Genomic DNA, 15,649 nt, shown 5'->3' on the forward strand with positions numbered 1-15,649 from the left:
TCCGACAGCTTCCGGCGGCGAAGCTCGGTAACCCAGGACCCGATCAAGGAGCTGCCGACCCGTGACGACCGTCCAATCACCCCCTGCGCCCCCCACGGCGATACGCCCCAGGGTGGTGGCCCGCACGGGCCTCTACGCCGTGCTGGCCGTCAATGCGGCCGTGGTCGCCTACTTCTTCGCCCAGGCGGGCTTCGCCTCCAACGCGCTGATCGTCATGGGCCGCCTCTTCGGCCTCTACGGCGCCCTCGTGATGGCCTTCCAGCTGGTGCTGGTGGCCCGGCTGCCGTGGCTCGACCGCCGCATCGGCATGGACCGGCTGACCTCCTGGCACCGCTGGACCGGCTTCGCGCTGCTGTGGACGCTGCTCGCGCACGCCGTCTTCATCACCTTCGGCTACGCCGACGGCGCGGGCGTCGGCCCGGTCGGCGAGCTGGTCGACCTCGCGGAGACGACCGAGGGCGTGCTGCGCGCGGTCGTCGCGCTCGGCCTGATCCTCGCCGTCGGCGCGGTCTCGGCGCGCTACGCCCGCCGCCGTCTCGCCTACGAGACCTGGCACTTCCTCCACCTCTACACCTACGTCGCCGTGGTGCTCGCCTTCACGCACCAGGTCGCCGTCGGCACCACCTTCACCTCGTCGGGCGCCGCGAAGGCGTACTGGTACGGCGTGTGGGCGGTGGCGCTGGGCGCGGTCGTCCTCGGACGCGTCGCGCTGCCGCTGTGGCGCAACACCCGCCACCAGTTCCGTGTCTCGGCGGTCGTGCCCGAGTCCGACACCGTCGTCTCGGTCCACATCACCGGGCGCGACCTGGACAAACTGCCCGCGCGGGCCGGTCAGTTCTTCCTGTGGCGGTTCCTGACCCGCGACCGCTGGTGGCAGGCCAACCCCTTCTCCCTCTCCGCCGCCCCCGACGGCCGCAGCCTGCGCCTCACCGCGAAGGCGGCCGGCGCGGGCAGCGCCGCCCTGCGCCAGGTGCGGCCCGGCACGCGCGTCTTCGCCGAGGGCCCCTACGGCGCCTTCACCGCCCTGCACCGCACCCGGAGCGAGTCCCTGCTCATCGCGGGCGGCGTCGGCGTCACCCCGATCCGCGCCCTGCTGGAGGACCTGGAGGGTCACGCGGTCGTCATCTACCGCGTCGCCGGGGAACGCGACGCCGTGCTCCTCGACGAACTGCGCGAACTCGCTGTGGCGAAGGGCGCCGAGCTGCACCTGGTCACCGGCCCGCCCGTGCCCGACCGGCTGGCGCCGCGCGAACTGGCGCGGCTGGTGCCGGACGTCGCCGACCGGGACGTCTTCCTGTGCGGGCCGCCGCCGATGATGACCGCGGTGCTGCGCACGCTGGGCGACCTCGGCGTGCCCCGGCAGCAGATCCACTTCGAGCGCTTCAGCCTGGCGGGTTGAGGGAGACGGGGAATCCATCATGAAGCGAGCCATACCTGTCGTCGTCCTCAGCATCGCGGGCCTGGTCCCGGTCTGGCGCTACGAGCCGTCACCCGGCGGCACGACGTCCACCGCGGAGCCGTCCACGGCACCGCCGGCCTCCTCGTCCCCGGGCACGTCCTCGGGCACGGTCGTCAAGGGGACGACCATCAGGACGGAGAAGGGCCCGGTGCAGGTGCAGGTCACCTTCGAGGGGGATCGGATCGGTGCGGTGCGGATGCTGCGGCAGCCGGATCATCCGCAGACGGCGGCGGCGGTGCCGAAGCTGGTCGCGGAGACGCTGAAGGCGCAGAGCGCGGACGTCGCGACGGTGTCCGGGGCGACGATCACGAGCGAGGCGTACAGGAAGTCCCTCCAGGCGGCGATCGACGGGCACGCCACGCAGGACGCGAGCGCGTCGCCCTCCGCCGCGGCCTCCGGGACGGTGTCCGGCCCGACGGTGAAGACCTCCAAGGGCCCGGTGCAGGTGCAGGTCACCTTCGAGGGGGATCGGATCGGTGCGGTGCGGATGCTGCGGCAGCCGGATCATCCGCAGACGGCGGCGGCGGTGCCGAAGCTGGTCGCGGAGACGCTGAAGGCGCAGAGCGCGGACGTCGCGACGGTGTCCGGGGCGACCATCACGAGCGACGCCTACAAGACGTCGCTGCAGGCCGCCCTCGACGCGAAGGGCGCCTGAGATGCGGCGGGTTGAGCATGTCATGGGGTTCCCCGTCTCACTGCGGGTCGACGACGAGGGCGTACCGGAGGAGGCCGCCGACGCGGTCTTCGAGTGGCTGCGCGAGGCCGACGCCCGGTTCAGCCCCTTCCGGCCCGACAGCGAGGTGTCGCGCCACGACCGCGGCGAGCTGGCGCGGTACGAGCTGAGCGAGGACCTGGTCGAGGTCCTCGAACTGTGCGAGCACTACAGGCTCGCCACGGGAGGCGCCTTCGACGTGCGCCTCCCGGGCCGCGGGCTGGACCCGTGCGCGGTGGTGAAGGGCTGGTCGGTGCAGCGGGCCGCGGAGCTGCTGCGGTCCGCCGGGGCACGGAGGTTCGTCCTCAACGCCGGCGGTGACGTGGTCGTCTCCGGCGGCCCCTGGCGGGTCGGCGTACGGCACCCCGAGCGCGCCGACCGGCTCTGCACCGTGCTGGAGCTGACCGACGGCGCGGTCGCCACCTCCGCCCGCTACGAGCGCGGCGACCACATCCTCGACGCCCGCACGGGCCGCCCGGCGACCGGCCTGCTCAGCATGACGGTCCTGGCCCCCACCCTGACGGAGGCCGACTCCGTGGCGACGGCCGCCTTCGCGCTGGGCGTCGAGGGCGTGGAGTGGGCGGCCTCGCTGCCCGGGTGCGAGGTGTTCGCGGTGGACGAGGGGGAGCGGGTGCTGCGGACGGAGGGCTTTCCGGGAGCCGGTCGGTCCCCGGCCGCAGCGTGACCGCTCGCGCTCGCTGACCAACCTCACCCGGTGACCATCGAGTTGACGCTGTGGACTTCCGTAGCCCACCGGGGACAGGAGATCACGCGCCCCGGCCGCAGGGATGCTCGCGCCGCCGTGGGGGCATCGTCGGTACCACCCCGCTACCGCCCAGCATCAGGGAGCTCACAGGCAGGTCGCCGCCGGGCTGGAAGGGCGCCGAGGGGGCCGCGCGGGACGAGGGTTCAGTCCATGCCGGGGTGGTTATATTCCTGGGCAGGGAATCCGGGCGCGGTACAGGGGGACGTATGCGCGATGCCGCGATCGTGTTCGTGCACGGGCTGTTCTCGTCGTCCGCCACCTGGGCCGAGCTCCAGGAGCAGTTATCCGCAACTCCTGGAATTGCACAGGAATTCGATTTACTCTCCTTCGACTACGCGACTCCGCGTGCCTCGTGGAACCCGCTGCGGAAGATGCCGAACATCGACACCGTCGCCGAGAGCTTCAAGAGCTATCTGGCCGATCAACCGAGCTCCCACGCCCGCCTGGTGATCGTCACGCACAGTCAGGGCGGACTCGTGGTGCAGCGGTTCCTGTCACGCATGCTGGCCGAGGGCCGGGGCTGGGAACTCGCCCGTATTCGACGGGTGGTCATGTTCGCCTGCCCCAACAACGGTTCGGAGCTGTTCCTGCTCCTGCGCCGTGGTCTCATGGGCGTCACGCGGAACACCCAGGAGCGGGAACTCAGGCCCCTGCAGGCCTCGGTCCAGGAGACCCAGCGGCGGGTGATGACGGGTGTCGTCCACGCCCAGTACCTCTCCAGGGATCGGTGCCCGATTCCCGTCGTGTCCTATGCGGGCGAGAGCGACAACGTCGTGTCGCCCTCTTCGGCAGTGAGTGTTTTTCCCGACTCCGCCGTCATGCCCGGTGACCACTTCTCCGTCATCAAACCCCGTGGGGACGGGCGGCTGTTGCGTGCTCTGCAGGGAAATCTGGAAAAGGCCTTGAATGAAGCCTTTCCGGAGAAGGAGGCTGTGGTTGAAGCGCCCCCGCAGGCGCAGAGCGATGCGAGCGGGGACTATTTCCTTCCGGACCATCACATGTTCGGCCCCGTGGCGATGCCCACGAGTCGATATGCGACGACACAGTTCTTCGTGCACGGTGGACCATTGGAGCAGTTGTCGGACATCGACGTCATCGTGTCCTCGGAGAACGTCTATTTCCAGCCGTCACAGCTCTACAAGTTCACGACGTCTGGCAGTCTCCGTCGGGCCGGCGCGGTGAAGGGGGCCGGCGGGGAGATCCTCGACGACGTGGTGGGAGACGGTCTCAAGGAGTGGGTGCGGACCCACGGCCGTTACGGACTCCCCCTTCCCCAGGGGACGGTGGCGCCGACCACGTCGGGTGCACTCGCCGAAAAGAACGTCTCGCGGATCTACCATGCGGCCGTTGTCACCCCGGTCGACGGGACGGGGGACTACACGGTTTCCGCGCACGCCATCACCCGGGCGACGCACAACGTCTTCCAGCTGGCCCGCAAGGAGCGTCACGAACTGGGCCTGTCACTGGCCTCGGTCTGCCTGCCGCTTCTCGGGTCCGGCCGGGGCGGCATGACCTCGGAGCGCAGCTTCGACCTCATCTGGGACGCCCTGATGCAGGAGCTGTCCAACGACAGTTCGTGGAGCATCCACTTCGCGGCCCGGCGCGAGCAGACCTTCGAGTTGCTCAAGGAACGTCTGAAGGCGAAGAAGGAGGAGAACGAGGCTCGCTGGGGAGGCGACGTCGCCTGACGACGGTCGTATGCGGTGCTGCCGCGTAGGCACCGCTGTACCGTGACTCCATGGAAGGCGCCGGTACTGCTGACGGGGGCGCGGGCCGGGAGGCCGACCCGGACGATGGACCGCTGTGCCTGAAGCACATTCACGACGGCTGCCTCGCCAAGCAGCTCAGGGTTTTCCACGCCGACTGCCGTTTCTGCCCGTCACGTACCACGGAGGCCGTCCGGCTGGCCGATGTCGGCGATGCAGTGTGGCGGGCGACCTTCCGGCGGAGCCCAGGGGGGCGTATCGGCGCTGTTCCGCAGTGGGGTCACGCCTCGGACGTGCTGGAGAAGTCGCTCGATCCCGCTCGGGTCGTCAAGGAGGAGTGCGGTGATGTCTTCGACTCCCGCGTGCTGGGAGCCGTCGAGGACTGGGTCGACCGACGCTACTGGAGCGACCCGGACGGCTTCGTGCCCCGGGGCCTGATGCGGGACAGCTGGGCGAACTTCTGCCGGACGGTGATCGAGCGGGATCTGCACCTACCGGACGACGAGACCTCACGCGGGTCGGACCGGGATGGACTGAACGTCCTCATGCGCCGAATCGCCGGGATAGTGCAGAAGTCCGGGCTGATCAGCACCTGCCGCCCCGGCGACCTGATCTGGCGTGGCCGGATGCGTGCCGGGGCGACACCCTCGCCGCACTACCAGGCTGCCGACATCGGCTGCGCACCGACCGACCGCGCGTCGGAGAACCGTATGAGCCGTGCGGGTGTCCCACTGTTCTACGGATCGGGTGACGTCGCGACGGCGGTGGCGGAGCTCGCCGCTCGAGACGAGCGTCCGTACGCCGCCGTGGTCGCGTTCGAACCGTGCAGGCCGATCAAGATGTTCGACCTCGTGCGCATCCCGGAGCCGCCGAGCCTGTTCGACCTGGAGAACGCGGCGCGTCGCGAGGCTCTGCTCTTCCTGAAGGACTTCGCCGAGGACCTGAGCCGACCCGTCCTCTACGACGGCAGCCCGCACCGCGAGTACCGGCCCACCCAGTATCTGACCGACTACCTGCGTCAGTCCCCCCTCCTCGGCGTCGAGGGAATCCGCTTCCGCTCCGCCCACGACGACGATGGCGTGAACTACGCCCTCTTCGTCGGCGCCGGCGAGTGCGTGGAGCCCGGCACTCCCGATGGCATCGGCACCCTGCGCCTGCTGAAGGGGACCGAGCAGATCGTGCCACGCGGCCGCTGAACTGCCGTAACGCAAACGGTCTAGACTCTCCCCTCAACGGCCCGCGCGACCGAGGCCACCGTGCGGACGGCCTCTGCCAGACCCGAAGGGTATTCGGCGCTTTGATACGAATAGATTCAGTCACCAAGCGGTATCCCGACGGGACGGTCGCGGTCGACAACCTCTCCCTGGAGATCCCCGACCGGTCGATCACCGTTTTCGTCGGTCCGTCCGGCTGCGGGAAGACGACGACCCTGCGCATGATCAACCGGATGATCGAGCCGAGCGAGGGCAGGATCCTGCTCGACGGCAAGGACATCACGCAGCAGCCGGTCAACACGCTGCGCCGGTCGATGGGTTACGTCATCCAGAACGCGGGGCTCTTCCAGCACCGCACGATCGTGGACAACATCGCCACGGTGCCCCGGCTGCTCGGCTGGAGCAAGGAGAAGGCGCGCGGACGGGCGCGCGAGCTGATGGAGCGGGTCGGGCTCGACGGGGCGCTCGCCAAGCGCTACCCGTACCAGCTCTCCGGCGGCCAGCAGCAGCGCGTCGGTGTCGCGCGGGCGCTCGCCGCGGACCCGCCGGTGCTGCTGATGGACGAGCCGTTCTCGGCCGTCGACCCCGTGGTGCGCAAGGGCCTGCAGGACGAACTGCTGCGGATCCAGGACGAGTTGGGCAAGACCATCGTCTTCGTCACCCATGACATCGACGAGGCCGTCAAGATCGGCACGATGGTCGCGGTGATGCGCACCGGCGGTCACCTGGCCCAGTTCGCGCCGCCCGCCGAGCTGCTGTCGAACCCCGCGGACGGCTTCGTCGAGGACTTCCTCGGCGCGGACCGCGGCATCCGGCGGCTCTCCTTCTTCTCCACCGCCGACCTCGACCTGCTCACCGGCCCGATCGTCGCGGTCGACGCCACCGCCGAGCAGATCGCCGAGCGCGGCACGGACGAGGTGCCCTACCTGCTCGTCACCGACGTGGAGGGCAAGCCGCTCGGCTGGAGCGAGCCGGGCGAGCTCACCGCGGGCTCCGTCGATCCCGCGCGGCTGCTGCCGTACGGGCGGCCCTTCGTGCACGGCAGGGAGTCGCTGCGCGCGGCGCTCGACGGCGCCGTCCTCTCGCCCACCGGATGGGCCGTCGCGGTCGGCGCCGACGGCCGGGTCACCGGCGTCGTCTCGCAGCAGACCATCGGCGAGGCGATCCGCACCGCCCACGCCGCGGGCCGCAGCGACGAGAAGGTCGCGGGATGAGCGGCGGCCTGTTCGACATACCGAGCGACCTGCAGAACACGTACTGGGGTCTGGTCGGCATGCATCTGCGGCTGGCCCTGGTGCCGGTCGTGGGCGGACTGCTGCTGGCGCTGCCGATCTCCCAGCTGTGCGTGCTGATGCGCTGGCTGTACCCGCCCGTGCTGTGGGTGACGACGATCCTCTACGCGATCCCGTCGCTGGCCTTCTTCGTCGTCCTCATCGACTACACCGGCCAGTCCGAGCTGACCGTGATGATCCCGCTGGGCATCTACAGCCTGGTGGTGTTCGTCCCGGCGATCGTGGACGGCGTGCGGTCGGTGCCGCAGGAGACGCTCGACGCGGCCACCGCGATGGGCCTCGGGCCCGTACGCCGCTACTTCCAGGTGCAGTTGCCCATCGCCGCGCCCGCCATCATCGCCGGCCTGCGGGTGGCGACGGTCTCCAGCATCTCGCTGGTCAGCGTCGGCATGCTGATCGGCAACCAGGGCGGGCTCGGCAACCTGCTCAACGACGGCATGATCTACCATCAGCCGCGTCTGGTCTGGCTGTCGGTGATCGGCACGGCGGTCCTCGCCATCCTCGCGGACGCCTTCCTGGTGCTCGTGCGGGTCCTGGTGACGCCCTGGATGCCGCGCGGCAACCGCAAGCCCCGTCCCGTCGACGAGCCCGAGCCCGAACCCCGGCCCGAACCGGCCGCCGCCGCACTGGAGGACTCCGTCCGATGAACGTCCTCCACTTCGTCAACGCCTTCTTCAGCGACAACGCCCACTGGCACGGCTATGACGGCATCCCGACCCGGATGCGCGAGCACATCCAGTACTCGCTGATCGCCCTCGCCATCGCCGCCGCCATCGGCCTTCCGGTCGGCCTGCTCACCGGGCACACCGGACGCGGCGGCAACAGCGTCGCCTTCGTCGCCACCGCCGGACGCGCGCTGCCCAGCTTCGGCCTGCTGGTGCTGATGTTCGTGCTGCTCGGGCTCGGCCAGACCCCGGTGATGATCCCGCTGGTGGTGCTCGCCGTTCCGCCGATCCTGGTCACCACCTACGAGGCGGTGCGCTCCGTCGACCCGTCCCCGGTGGACGCCGCACGGGGCATGGGCATGGCCGAGCCGCGCATCCTGTTCCAGGTCGAACTCCCGGTAGCGCTCCCGCTGATCCTCAGCGGGCTGCGCTCGGCGGCCATCCAGATCGTCTCGACGGCCACCATAGCCGCGTACGTCTCGCTCGGCGGCCTCGGCCGGTACATCGTCGACGGCCTCTACCAGCGCAACTACGAGAAGGTGGTGGGCGGCGCGACCCTGGTGGCCGTGCTGGCCCTGGTGACGCTGGGCTTCTTCTGGCTGGTGGCCCGGTTCACGGTGTCACCCGGCGTGCGCCGCAGCGCCTGACCCCCCGAAGACCGCGGGCCCGGGACGGATCCTCCATCCGCCCCGGGCCCGCTCTCGTACGCGAGTACGCGAGGCCCCGACTCACGCCTCGGTGCGGGCCAGGGCCTGTTCCAGTACGACGAGCAGGGCGTCGCGCACCGAGCCGCGCTCGCGGGCGTCGAAGACCAGCACCGGGACGCGCTCGGCGACGTCGAGCGCCCAGCGCACCTCGTCCAGGCCGTGCTCGACCTTCCCGTCGAAGGCGTTGACGGCGACGGCGAACGGGATCTGGCGGTGCTCGAAGTAGTCGACGGCGGCGTAGCAGTCGTCGAGGCGGCGCGTGTCCACGATGACGAGGCCGCCGACGGCGCCCTCCACGATGTCGTCCCACATGAACCCGAACCGCTCCTGGCCGGGCGTGCCGAACAGGTACAGCTTGAGCGTCGGGTCGATGGTGATGCAGCCGAAGTCCATCGCCACGGTGGTCGTGGTCTTGCGCGGGGTGTGGCTGAGGTCGTCGACGCCGGCCGCGACCTCCGTGATGGCGGCCTCGGTCGTCAGCGGCTCGATCTCCGAGATGGAGCCGACGGCGGTGGTCTTGCCCACGCCGAAGCCGCCCGCGATCACCAGCTTGACCGGCAGCGGCGGTCTGACGGCAGTCACCTCGGCGGCCGCCGCGGGGGCGGCCGGTTCAGTCCGCGTCACGGATTACCCCTCGGGAGTCGGGGATGGCACGCAGGGCGTCGATCACCCTGCGCAGGACGGTGGCGTCGTGCGTGACGCCGGAGTCGGGGACGTGCACCGTCAGCAGCCCGGCGGCCCGCAGGTCCTCCGCGAGCACCCGGACGACGTTCAGGTGCAGCCGCAGCCGGGCCGCGAGCTCCGCGATGGACTGCGGCTGACGGCAGGCGGCGATGATGTCGTACTGCTCGAAGGAGAGCTCGTCGAGCACGGTGAGACCCTCGGCGGTCGCCACCACCTGGGTCTCGACCGGTACCGGCCGGCCGGACGCGGTCGGCGCGACCCGGCCGGCGGTGACCAGGAACGGCCGTACGGCCGAAGCGGGGCCGACCGGGTCCGGACCCGGTGGTGGGGAGCCGTCCGCCATGAGGTCGTCGTCCGTCCCTCGGTCAGAGGGCTGTCGGGGAGCCGACGCTGTTCTTCAGCGCCAGCACCAGCTGCGGGCTGAGCGCGCTGCCGGCCCGGTTGGCGAACAGGGTCATCTCGTAGGCGATGTTGCCCAGCTTGGCCTCCTTGTCGGTGACGACGCCGAGCACGGCGCCGCTGCCGATCGCGGAGACCAGGACATGGCCGCCCTCCAGGTCGATGATGACCTTGTTGAGGCCGCCGAGGCCGTAGTTGCCGGAGGCGCCCGCGGCCAGGCTGGTGATGCCGGAGACGATCGCGGCCAGCCGCTCGGAGTCGGCGTGCTCGCGTAGTTCGGACACGGCGATCAGCAGTCCGTCGGAGGACACCGCGATGGCGTCCACGACCCCCGCGGTCTCCGTGGCGAAACGGTTGAGCAACCAGGTGAAGTCGGCTGCGGCGGCCTGCAGTTCGGCCGGCGTGGTGGCTCGCCCGTCGGGAGCGTCACCTGTCGTCGTGCTCACTGCTCGGCTCCTTCCGGGAGGTGGTTCTGGTCGTGCGGGTCTGTGGTCGCGGGCCGGTCGTCGGCGTCGCTGTCGCGGTGCGCCCGCTCCACGGCCGCCTCGAACTCCTCGAGCGCGGCCCGCACGGCGTCCGCGTCGGCGGGCCGAGGGGCCTGCCGCGCCGCCTGCTGGGCGGCGGTGTCGGTGGTCGTGCGGAGGGTGGCACCCCGGACGCGGCGGCGCAGCGGGCGGGGGGAGCCGTCGCCGGCCGGGGTGGACTGCGCTGTCGCGCCCGGCCGTGTCCCGGACGACGATACCGGTTCGGCAAGCCCGCCAGAACGTCCGGGCGTTGAATCATCGGACCGAGTGTGGGTCACGCCGGAGCCGGCCTCCGGCTCCGCGTCCTCCCGGCGGGGCACACGGCGGGGGAGCGGCCGCGGCCGCCCGCCGTCCGCACCGGCCCCCTCACCGAGCGCGGTCGCGGGCCGGGGCCCGGACAACGCACCACCGACTGCGTCCGCGCTACCGCCTCCAGGCTCATCGCCCGCCCCCGTCCAGGAGGAACCGGCCCGCGCGGCGCCCGCCCCCGGCCGGTCGGCACCGGCCCGCGCGGCACCGGTGCCCACCGCGTCGGCCGTGGCCGCGAGGCCGGCCGTGCCCGCGGCAGGGGTGCTCGGCCATGCGGAGTCCGCCGGCCCGGACGGGCGTTCCGGGGCGCCGCCGGCCGCGAGGCGCTTGCCGCCCGCCGTGCCGCCGGAGGCGCCCGCCGCGACGGGGCTCATGGTCAGCAGCAGCGACGACGGCACCGTCACCTCGGCCGTCAGGCCGCCGCCCGGGGTACGGGACAGTTCGACCGAGACGTCCCAGCGGCGCGCCAGGGTGCCCACCACGAACAGGCCGAGCACCTTCGTCGGCACCAGGTCCAGCCGCTCGCGGCGGATCAGGCGGGCGTTCTCCTCGGCCAGGCGCTCGGCGCTCATGCCGAGACCGTGGTCGGAGATCACGATGGTGGCGCCGCCGGAGCGCGCGGCGTCCACGCCGTAGGCGTCGCGGACGTAGACCTCGACCGGGCTGCCCGCGGGCGAGAACGCGACGGCGTTCTCCAGGAGTTCGGCCACCATCAGCGTCAGGTCGCCGATGATGTCGGGCTCCACCATGACCTCGGTGTGCGCGTGCAGCCGCACCCGCTGGAAGCCCTCGATCTGGCCGAGCCCGGCACGCACGACGTTGGTGAGCGCGGTCGGGCCGGAGTCGAGGACCGTCTCCCGGATGCCGGCCAGCAGCATCAGGCTGTCGGCGTTGCGGCGCAGCCGGACCGCGATGTGGTCGATGGAGTAGAGGCGTTCGAGCAGCGCGGGGTCGGTCTCGCCGCGTTCCACCGCGTCGATCAGGGCGAGCTGGCGGGTGGTGAGGTTGCTGACGCGGCGGCCGACGTTGCCGAACATCTCGGCGACGTTGCGGCGGCTGAGCACCTGCCGCTCCAGCAGGCCGATAGCGGTGGTCTGCACCCGGTTGAACACCTCGGCCAGCTCGCCGATCTCGTCGCGGGCGGTGACCGGCATCTCGCGCAGCTTCGGCGGGCTGTCGTCCCCGGTGTCGTCGTCGGCCACCCGGGCCAGTTCGCGCCCGGCCACGTCGGCGACCTCGCGGGCGGCGCCGGTCAGGGCCTGCACCGGCCGGACCACCGAGCGGCGCACCAGGACCGAGAAGGCGAGCCACAGGACGAAGCCGAGCAGAGCGGCTGCCAGCAGCAGGCCCGCGCGCCACCAGGCGTCCTTGGAGGCGCTGTCCGCGCCGTCGGCGATCTGGTCGATGAGTGACGAGGTGATCCTCAGCCGGCTCTCCGCCTGCTGCGGATAGGCGGGGTAGTCGTCCAGCGCGTCCTGGAACGCGGCGCGGATCTCGGCCGGCGTGCTCGCCTGGAGGGTGCTCGGGGCGACCTGGAGCTCGGCGTACGCCTCGGCGATGTCCTGGTGGGCGGCGGTGTGCTCGATGGCGGAGAGCTGCTCGGCCTGCCGCTCGGTGGCGAACCGGGCGAAGCGGTCGGCCTGGGTGGTGTAGATCTGGTAGGCGCCGACGGCGGTGGTGAACTCGATCTGCGCGTTCGTGTCACCGGTCGTCGCGGAGAACACACCGGTCTCGAACGAGCCGTGCGCGGCGTCGGCACGCAGCAGCGAGTCCAGCAGGTTGCCGGTGAAGGTGGCCGCGAGCTCCGCGTTGCGGTCCAGGCCCAGGCCCGCGATCACGGTCCTGGCGGCGTTGTCGTAGGCGGGGTCGATGTTGCTCGCGGGCAGATAGCTCTGCTCGACGGTGCCGCGCAGGCTGGTGAGGCCCTCGACCTCCTTCAGCGCCTGCGTCTCGCCGCCCGGCAGCGTGTCGCCGAAGGTGTCGCGCACCTTCGCGACCTGGGCGTCGACGGACTTCTGGGCCTTGCGGTAGTCGGAGAGCGTGGACTTCACACCGCGTCCTCCGGCCTCGTAGCGCACGGAGAGCAGGATCGCCAGCTGGTGCTCGGCCTCGACCTTGTTGACCAGCGAGGACACCTGTTCGCTGTTGCGTACGAGGTCCGCCGCGGACGCCGCGTCCCGCGCCTGGCCCACCTGGTCGGCGATCAGGTAGGCGAGCAGGGCCGCCACGACGGCCAGCGGGATGCCGACCAGGAGGTTGAGCTTGCGCCGGAAGGGCCAGCGGTCGGCGAACCCACGTATGCCACCCCTCGGTGGCGTCGGGGCCGGCCGGGCCGGCGCGTCCACCTCTGTCGTGGACACCGGGCCTCCTTCATGGGGTCTCATCGCGCGCGACCACGCCGATGATGACTGATTCTGATCGTTGAGAAAAGGTGCAGGACGGCACCCCAGCGACCCCCGTTGCCGCTGTGCCGGGCGCCAACTTCCGTGAGACTACCGCCTCTTTGAACGATCAAGAGCGTAGCCCTAAGTCAAGAATCCGTTACAAAGAGCCTCCGGTTCCCTGCCGGTCTGTTCACGCTGCATTCACAACTGATCACGCATTGAGGCCAATTGGTGACCCGGCTGGTCTTGACTGAGTAAGAACAGGCTGGATTGGATCAGTTCCAGAGTTTGTTTCTCATCAAGCCCCCGAGTCCGGAACGGGAATCGTGACTTCCAACGCCCCACGCAGCAGGTCCATCAAGAGCTACCCCGCGGCGGCCGTCGCGCTTGCCGCGACCACGGCCCTGCTGGCGGGATGTGGCTCCTCCTCCGACGGCAGCAAGTCCTCCGACCCGCTCCAGGGCGGGAAGTCCGACGGCAAGACGGTCGTCGTCGGATCGAACAACTTCGCCGAGAGCATCCTCCTCGCCGACATCTACGGCGAGGCCTTGAAGGCCAAGGGTGTCAAGGTCACCTACAAGCCGAACATCGGCAGCCGTGAGACGACCTACGGGCTGCTGAAGAACGGCTCCATCACCGTGCTCCCCGAGTACAACGGCGCGCTGCTGGCCTACCTCGACCCCAAGGCGGCGCCGAAGACGGTCGAGGCCACCACGGCCGCGATCGAGGCCAAGCTGGACTCCAAGCTGACGCTGCTCGACCCCGCGTCCGCGCAGGACAAGGACTCGGTCACGCTCAACAAGGCGACGGCCGACAAGTACAAGCTGACGTCCGACTCCAGCATCGCGGACCTCAAGGACATCGCGAAGGACCTGGTCATCGGCGCCTCGCCGGAGTTCCAGACCCGGCAGCAGGGCCTGGTGGGCCTGAAGTCCGTGTACGGCCTGGAGTTCAAGGGCTTCAAGGCCCTCGACGCGGGCGGCCCGCTGACCCAGGCGGCGCTGAAGAAGAACACCGTGCAGGCGGCGGACCTCTTCACCACGGACCCGACCATCACCAAGGAGAAGCACGTCGTCCTCCAGGACCCGAAGAACCTCTTCGGGTTCGAGAACGTGCAGCCGCTGGTCTACAAGAGCGGTCTGTCCTCGGACGGCGTCTCCGCGCTCAACGCCGTCTCCGCCAAGCTGGACACCAAGACCCTGCTGGACCTGGACACCCAGGTGCAGGAGGGCAAGGACCCGCTGGACGTCGCCAAGACGTGGCTGAAGTCGGCCGGCATCGGCTGACCCGCCGCCGCACACGGATCCACCAGGGTGTCCCCCTCGCGCGCGAGGGGGACACCCTGACCTGTCAGTACCCGACGCGGAAGGTCGCGTCCTGCCGGTCCGTCGCCGTCGAGACCGGGTCGACGCGCAAGGCGAAGTCGGAGTGGCGGATGTACCGGGTCGGGTTGTTGTACGACCGGAACGACGCCCAGGAGGCGTCGGCCAGGCCCGCCACCCGGTAGAAGGTGGCGTCCCCGGCGAACGCCGACGTGCCGTCGTTCACGTCCAGCCGGAGCGCGTAGTCGTAGTGCCGCAGATACCGGGTGGGGTGGTTGACCGACTGGAACGACACCCCCGAGCCGTCCGCGAGCCCGGGCACCAGCTTCCACATGCCGTCCGGGTACGGGTCGAAGGCGTACTCGTCGATCCGGCCCATGAAGTCGGCGTGGCGCACGTAGCGGGCCGGGTAGTTGTAGGACTTCAGCCGGTTCCAGGCGGGGGTGCCCCACGCGGCGAGCAGGCCCGCGTGCTCGGCCGCGGTGATCGGCTGGATGCCGCAGTGCTTGGAGTTGAGGGGCTGGGTGTAGGTCTTCTGGTCGAGCGCCGTCCAGGTGCCGGCGGCCAGGCTGCCGGTCTGCCAGGCGTAGAAGACGCCGTTAGGGCTCCAGGTGTCGCCCCACAGGTACCAGGTGTCGCTCGTCAGGGACTTCACCAGGGTCGGGGCCTCGGTGCCGCCGTGCGAGACCGCGGTGCTGAACTCGGTGAAGCTGCCCGGGTCCAGTGAGCCGGAGCGCGCGCCCACGAGGGTGGAGTTCTTCTTGAAGTAGAGGTGGTTGACGCCGTTCACGCCGACCGCGAGGTCGCCGTCGATGACGTCGTACCCGGGGTCGAAGAAGACCTGCGGACCGCTCGCGGTCACGAAGTCGCTCGTGTAGTTCACCATGATCACGTTGTGGCCGCTGCTGTTGACCGCCGAGTAGATGACGCCGTACCGGCTCCGGCCCGCGTCCCAGAACGCCTCCGGCGCCCAGCTGTGGGTGTTCATGTCGTGCAGCTTCATCCGCCGGTAGCCGGTGAAGGTGCGCAGGTCGGTGGAGTCCCAGACGTGGATGTACTGGCTGACGTAGGTCCAGTCGGTGCCCTTGAGGTCGGTGGCGATCACCACGAACGTGCCGTCCTGCTTGCGCAGGACGAAGGGGTCGCGCAGGCCGCCGGAGCCCGCGGTGGGGGTGGCGACGGGGTTGTTCTGGTTCAGCGGGGTCCACTCCAGGCCGTCGGGGCTGACGGCCAGGTGCAGGCCGTAGTCGGCGGCCAGCATGTCCGGCGACTCCGTGAAGTAGCACATCACGAAGCCCGCGTACGTGGCCGCCCGCGCGGTTCCCGCGCCGAGCGCGAGTGCGCCGGTGGCGGCGAGCGGGACGCCGGCGGCCATGCCGAGGAAGCGGCGGCGGGAGGACGGGGGCAGCGAGTGGGGGAGCGCGTCCATGTGGTCTCCAGGGGCAGGCGGGGAGCGGGGAGCCCGTGCTCGACTGTCGGTATTTCGAACGCAGTTCGGTAAACCGA

14 protein-coding genes are annotated in these 15,649 nt (G+C 70.7%); 9 read left to right on the plus strand and 5 right to left on the minus strand.

Translation table 11 applies throughout. From position 1 onward, the window contains the following. Nucleotides 1-61 precede the first annotated feature (61 nt). The 8 genes from ACFU97_RS16970 (at nucleotide 62) to ACFU97_RS17005 (ending at nucleotide 8,461) form a co-directional block, all read left to right on the plus strand. Complete coding sequence (locus ACFU97_RS16970; protein WP_384256691.1) at nucleotides 62-1,399, plus strand: ferric reductase-like transmembrane domain-containing protein; 1,338 nt, start codon at nucleotides 62-64, stop codon at nucleotides 1,397-1,399. A 19-nt stretch (nucleotides 1,400-1,418) separates the two neighbouring features. Further along, nucleotides 1,419-2,114 (plus strand): FMN-binding protein, encoded by a 696-nt coding sequence (locus tag ACFU97_RS16975; RefSeq protein ID WP_384256693.1) that lies wholly within the window; start codon nucleotides 1,419-1,421, stop codon nucleotides 2,112-2,114. A gap of 1 nt (nucleotide 2,115) precedes the next feature. Continuing rightward, on the plus strand, nucleotides 2,116-2,856 hold the full coding sequence (locus tag ACFU97_RS16980) for an FAD:protein FMN transferase (protein ID WP_384256696.1): 741 nt from the start codon (nucleotides 2,116-2,118) through the stop codon (nucleotides 2,854-2,856). Between the two features lie 287 nt (nucleotides 2,857-3,143). Next, entirely contained in the window at nucleotides 3,144-4,625 is a 1,482-nt protein-coding gene (locus ACFU97_RS16985) for an alpha/beta fold hydrolase (RefSeq protein ID WP_384256698.1), read from the plus strand. 50 nt (nucleotides 4,626-4,675) lie between these two features. Further along, the gene (locus ACFU97_RS16990; protein WP_384256701.1) at nucleotides 4,676-5,839 is read left to right on the plus strand and encodes an RES family NAD+ phosphorylase; all 1,164 of its coding nucleotides are present in this window, start codon (nucleotides 4,676-4,678) and stop codon (nucleotides 5,837-5,839) included. A 101-nt stretch (nucleotides 5,840-5,940) separates the two neighbouring features. Further along, complete coding sequence (locus ACFU97_RS16995; protein WP_384256703.1) at nucleotides 5,941-7,071, plus strand: ABC transporter ATP-binding protein; 1,131 nt, start codon at nucleotides 5,941-5,943, stop codon at nucleotides 7,069-7,071. Further along, nucleotides 7,068-7,796 carry an ABC transporter permease gene (locus ACFU97_RS17000; RefSeq protein ID WP_384256705.1) on the plus strand — a complete coding sequence of 243 codons (729 nt, stop codon included), beginning with the start codon at nucleotides 7,068-7,070 and terminating at the stop codon, nucleotides 7,794-7,796. The genes ACFU97_RS16995 and ACFU97_RS17000 overlap by 4 nt, the downstream gene beginning before the upstream one ends. Beyond that, nucleotides 7,793-8,461, plus strand: a complete 669-nt coding sequence (locus ACFU97_RS17005) for an ABC transporter permease (protein ID WP_384256707.1) — start codon at nucleotides 7,793-7,795, stop codon at nucleotides 8,459-8,461. Before ACFU97_RS17000 ends, ACFU97_RS17005 begins: the two co-directional genes overlap by 4 nt. A gap of 81 nt (nucleotides 8,462-8,542) precedes the next feature. Here the strand turns inward: ACFU97_RS17005 and ACFU97_RS17010 are convergent, their stop codons facing one another. The 4 genes from ACFU97_RS17010 to ACFU97_RS17025 are packed head-to-tail and all read right to left on the minus strand — an operon-like array spanning nucleotide 8,543 to nucleotide 12,797. After that, a complete protein-coding gene (locus tag ACFU97_RS17010) occupies nucleotides 8,543-9,145 on the minus strand; it encodes an ATP/GTP-binding protein (RefSeq protein ID WP_384256709.1) in 603 nt (200 codons plus the stop codon). Beyond that, a complete protein-coding gene (locus tag ACFU97_RS17015; RefSeq protein ID WP_384256711.1) occupies nucleotides 9,132-9,548 on the minus strand; it encodes a DUF742 domain-containing protein in 417 nt (138 codons plus the stop codon). Before ACFU97_RS17015 ends, ACFU97_RS17010 begins: the two co-directional genes overlap by 14 nt. Before the next feature lie 22 nt (nucleotides 9,549-9,570). Further along, nucleotides 9,571-10,050 (minus strand): roadblock/LC7 domain-containing protein, encoded by a 480-nt coding sequence (locus ACFU97_RS17020; RefSeq protein WP_384256714.1) that lies wholly within the window; start codon nucleotides 10,048-10,050, stop codon nucleotides 9,571-9,573. Beyond that, nucleotides 10,047-12,797, minus strand: coding sequence for an ATP-binding protein (locus ACFU97_RS17025; protein ID WP_384256716.1), 2,751 nt, complete (start codon nucleotides 12,795-12,797; stop codon nucleotides 10,047-10,049). The genes ACFU97_RS17020 and ACFU97_RS17025 overlap by 4 nt, the downstream gene beginning before the upstream one ends. 350 nt (nucleotides 12,798-13,147) lie before the next feature. Between ACFU97_RS17025 and ACFU97_RS17030 the strand changes: the two genes are divergently transcribed. Then, entirely contained in the window at nucleotides 13,148-14,107 is a 960-nt protein-coding gene (locus tag ACFU97_RS17030) for an ABC transporter substrate-binding protein (RefSeq protein ID WP_384256718.1), read from the plus strand. Between the two features lie 64 nt (nucleotides 14,108-14,171). Here ACFU97_RS17030 and ACFU97_RS17035 read toward each other — a convergent pair whose 3' ends face one another. After that, entirely contained in the window at nucleotides 14,172-15,572 is a 1,401-nt protein-coding gene (locus tag ACFU97_RS17035; RefSeq protein WP_384256721.1) for a glycoside hydrolase family 43 protein, read from the minus strand. Nucleotides 15,573-15,649: the final 77 nt, after the last annotated feature.

It is taken from the genome of Streptomyces sp. NPDC057616, from assembly GCF_042800575.1.
Lineage (GTDB): Bacteria > Actinomycetota > Actinomycetes > Streptomycetales > Streptomycetaceae > Streptomyces.

Bases quoted from the DNA above. Each gene is read 5' to 3' on its own strand.
- ACFU97_RS17005 (WP_384256707.1), top strand. From the start codon at position 7,793: ATGAACGTCCTCCACTTCGTCAACGCCTTCTTCAGCGACAACGCCCAC.
- ACFU97_RS16980 (WP_384256696.1), top strand. From the start codon at position 2,116: ATGCGGCGGGTTGAGCATGTCATGGGGTTCCCCGTCTCACTGCGGGTC.
- ACFU97_RS16990 (WP_384256701.1), top strand. From the start codon at position 4,676: ATGGAAGGCGCCGGTACTGCTGACGGGGGCGCGGGCCGGGAGGCCGAC.
- ACFU97_RS16985 (WP_384256698.1), top strand. From the start codon at position 3,144: ATGCGCGATGCCGCGATCGTGTTCGTGCACGGGCTGTTCTCGTCGTCC.
- ACFU97_RS17015 (WP_384256711.1), bottom strand. From the start codon at position 9,548: ATGGCGGACGGCTCCCCACCACCGGGTCCGGACCCGGTCGGCCCCGCT.
- ACFU97_RS17000 (WP_384256705.1), top strand. From the start codon at position 7,068: ATGAGCGGCGGCCTGTTCGACATACCGAGCGACCTGCAGAACACGTAC.
- ACFU97_RS17035 (WP_384256721.1), bottom strand. From the start codon at position 15,572: ATGGACGCGCTCCCCCACTCGCTGCCCCCGTCCTCCCGCCGCCGCTTC.
- ACFU97_RS16975 (WP_384256693.1), top strand. From the start codon at position 1,419: ATGAAGCGAGCCATACCTGTCGTCGTCCTCAGCATCGCGGGCCTGGTC.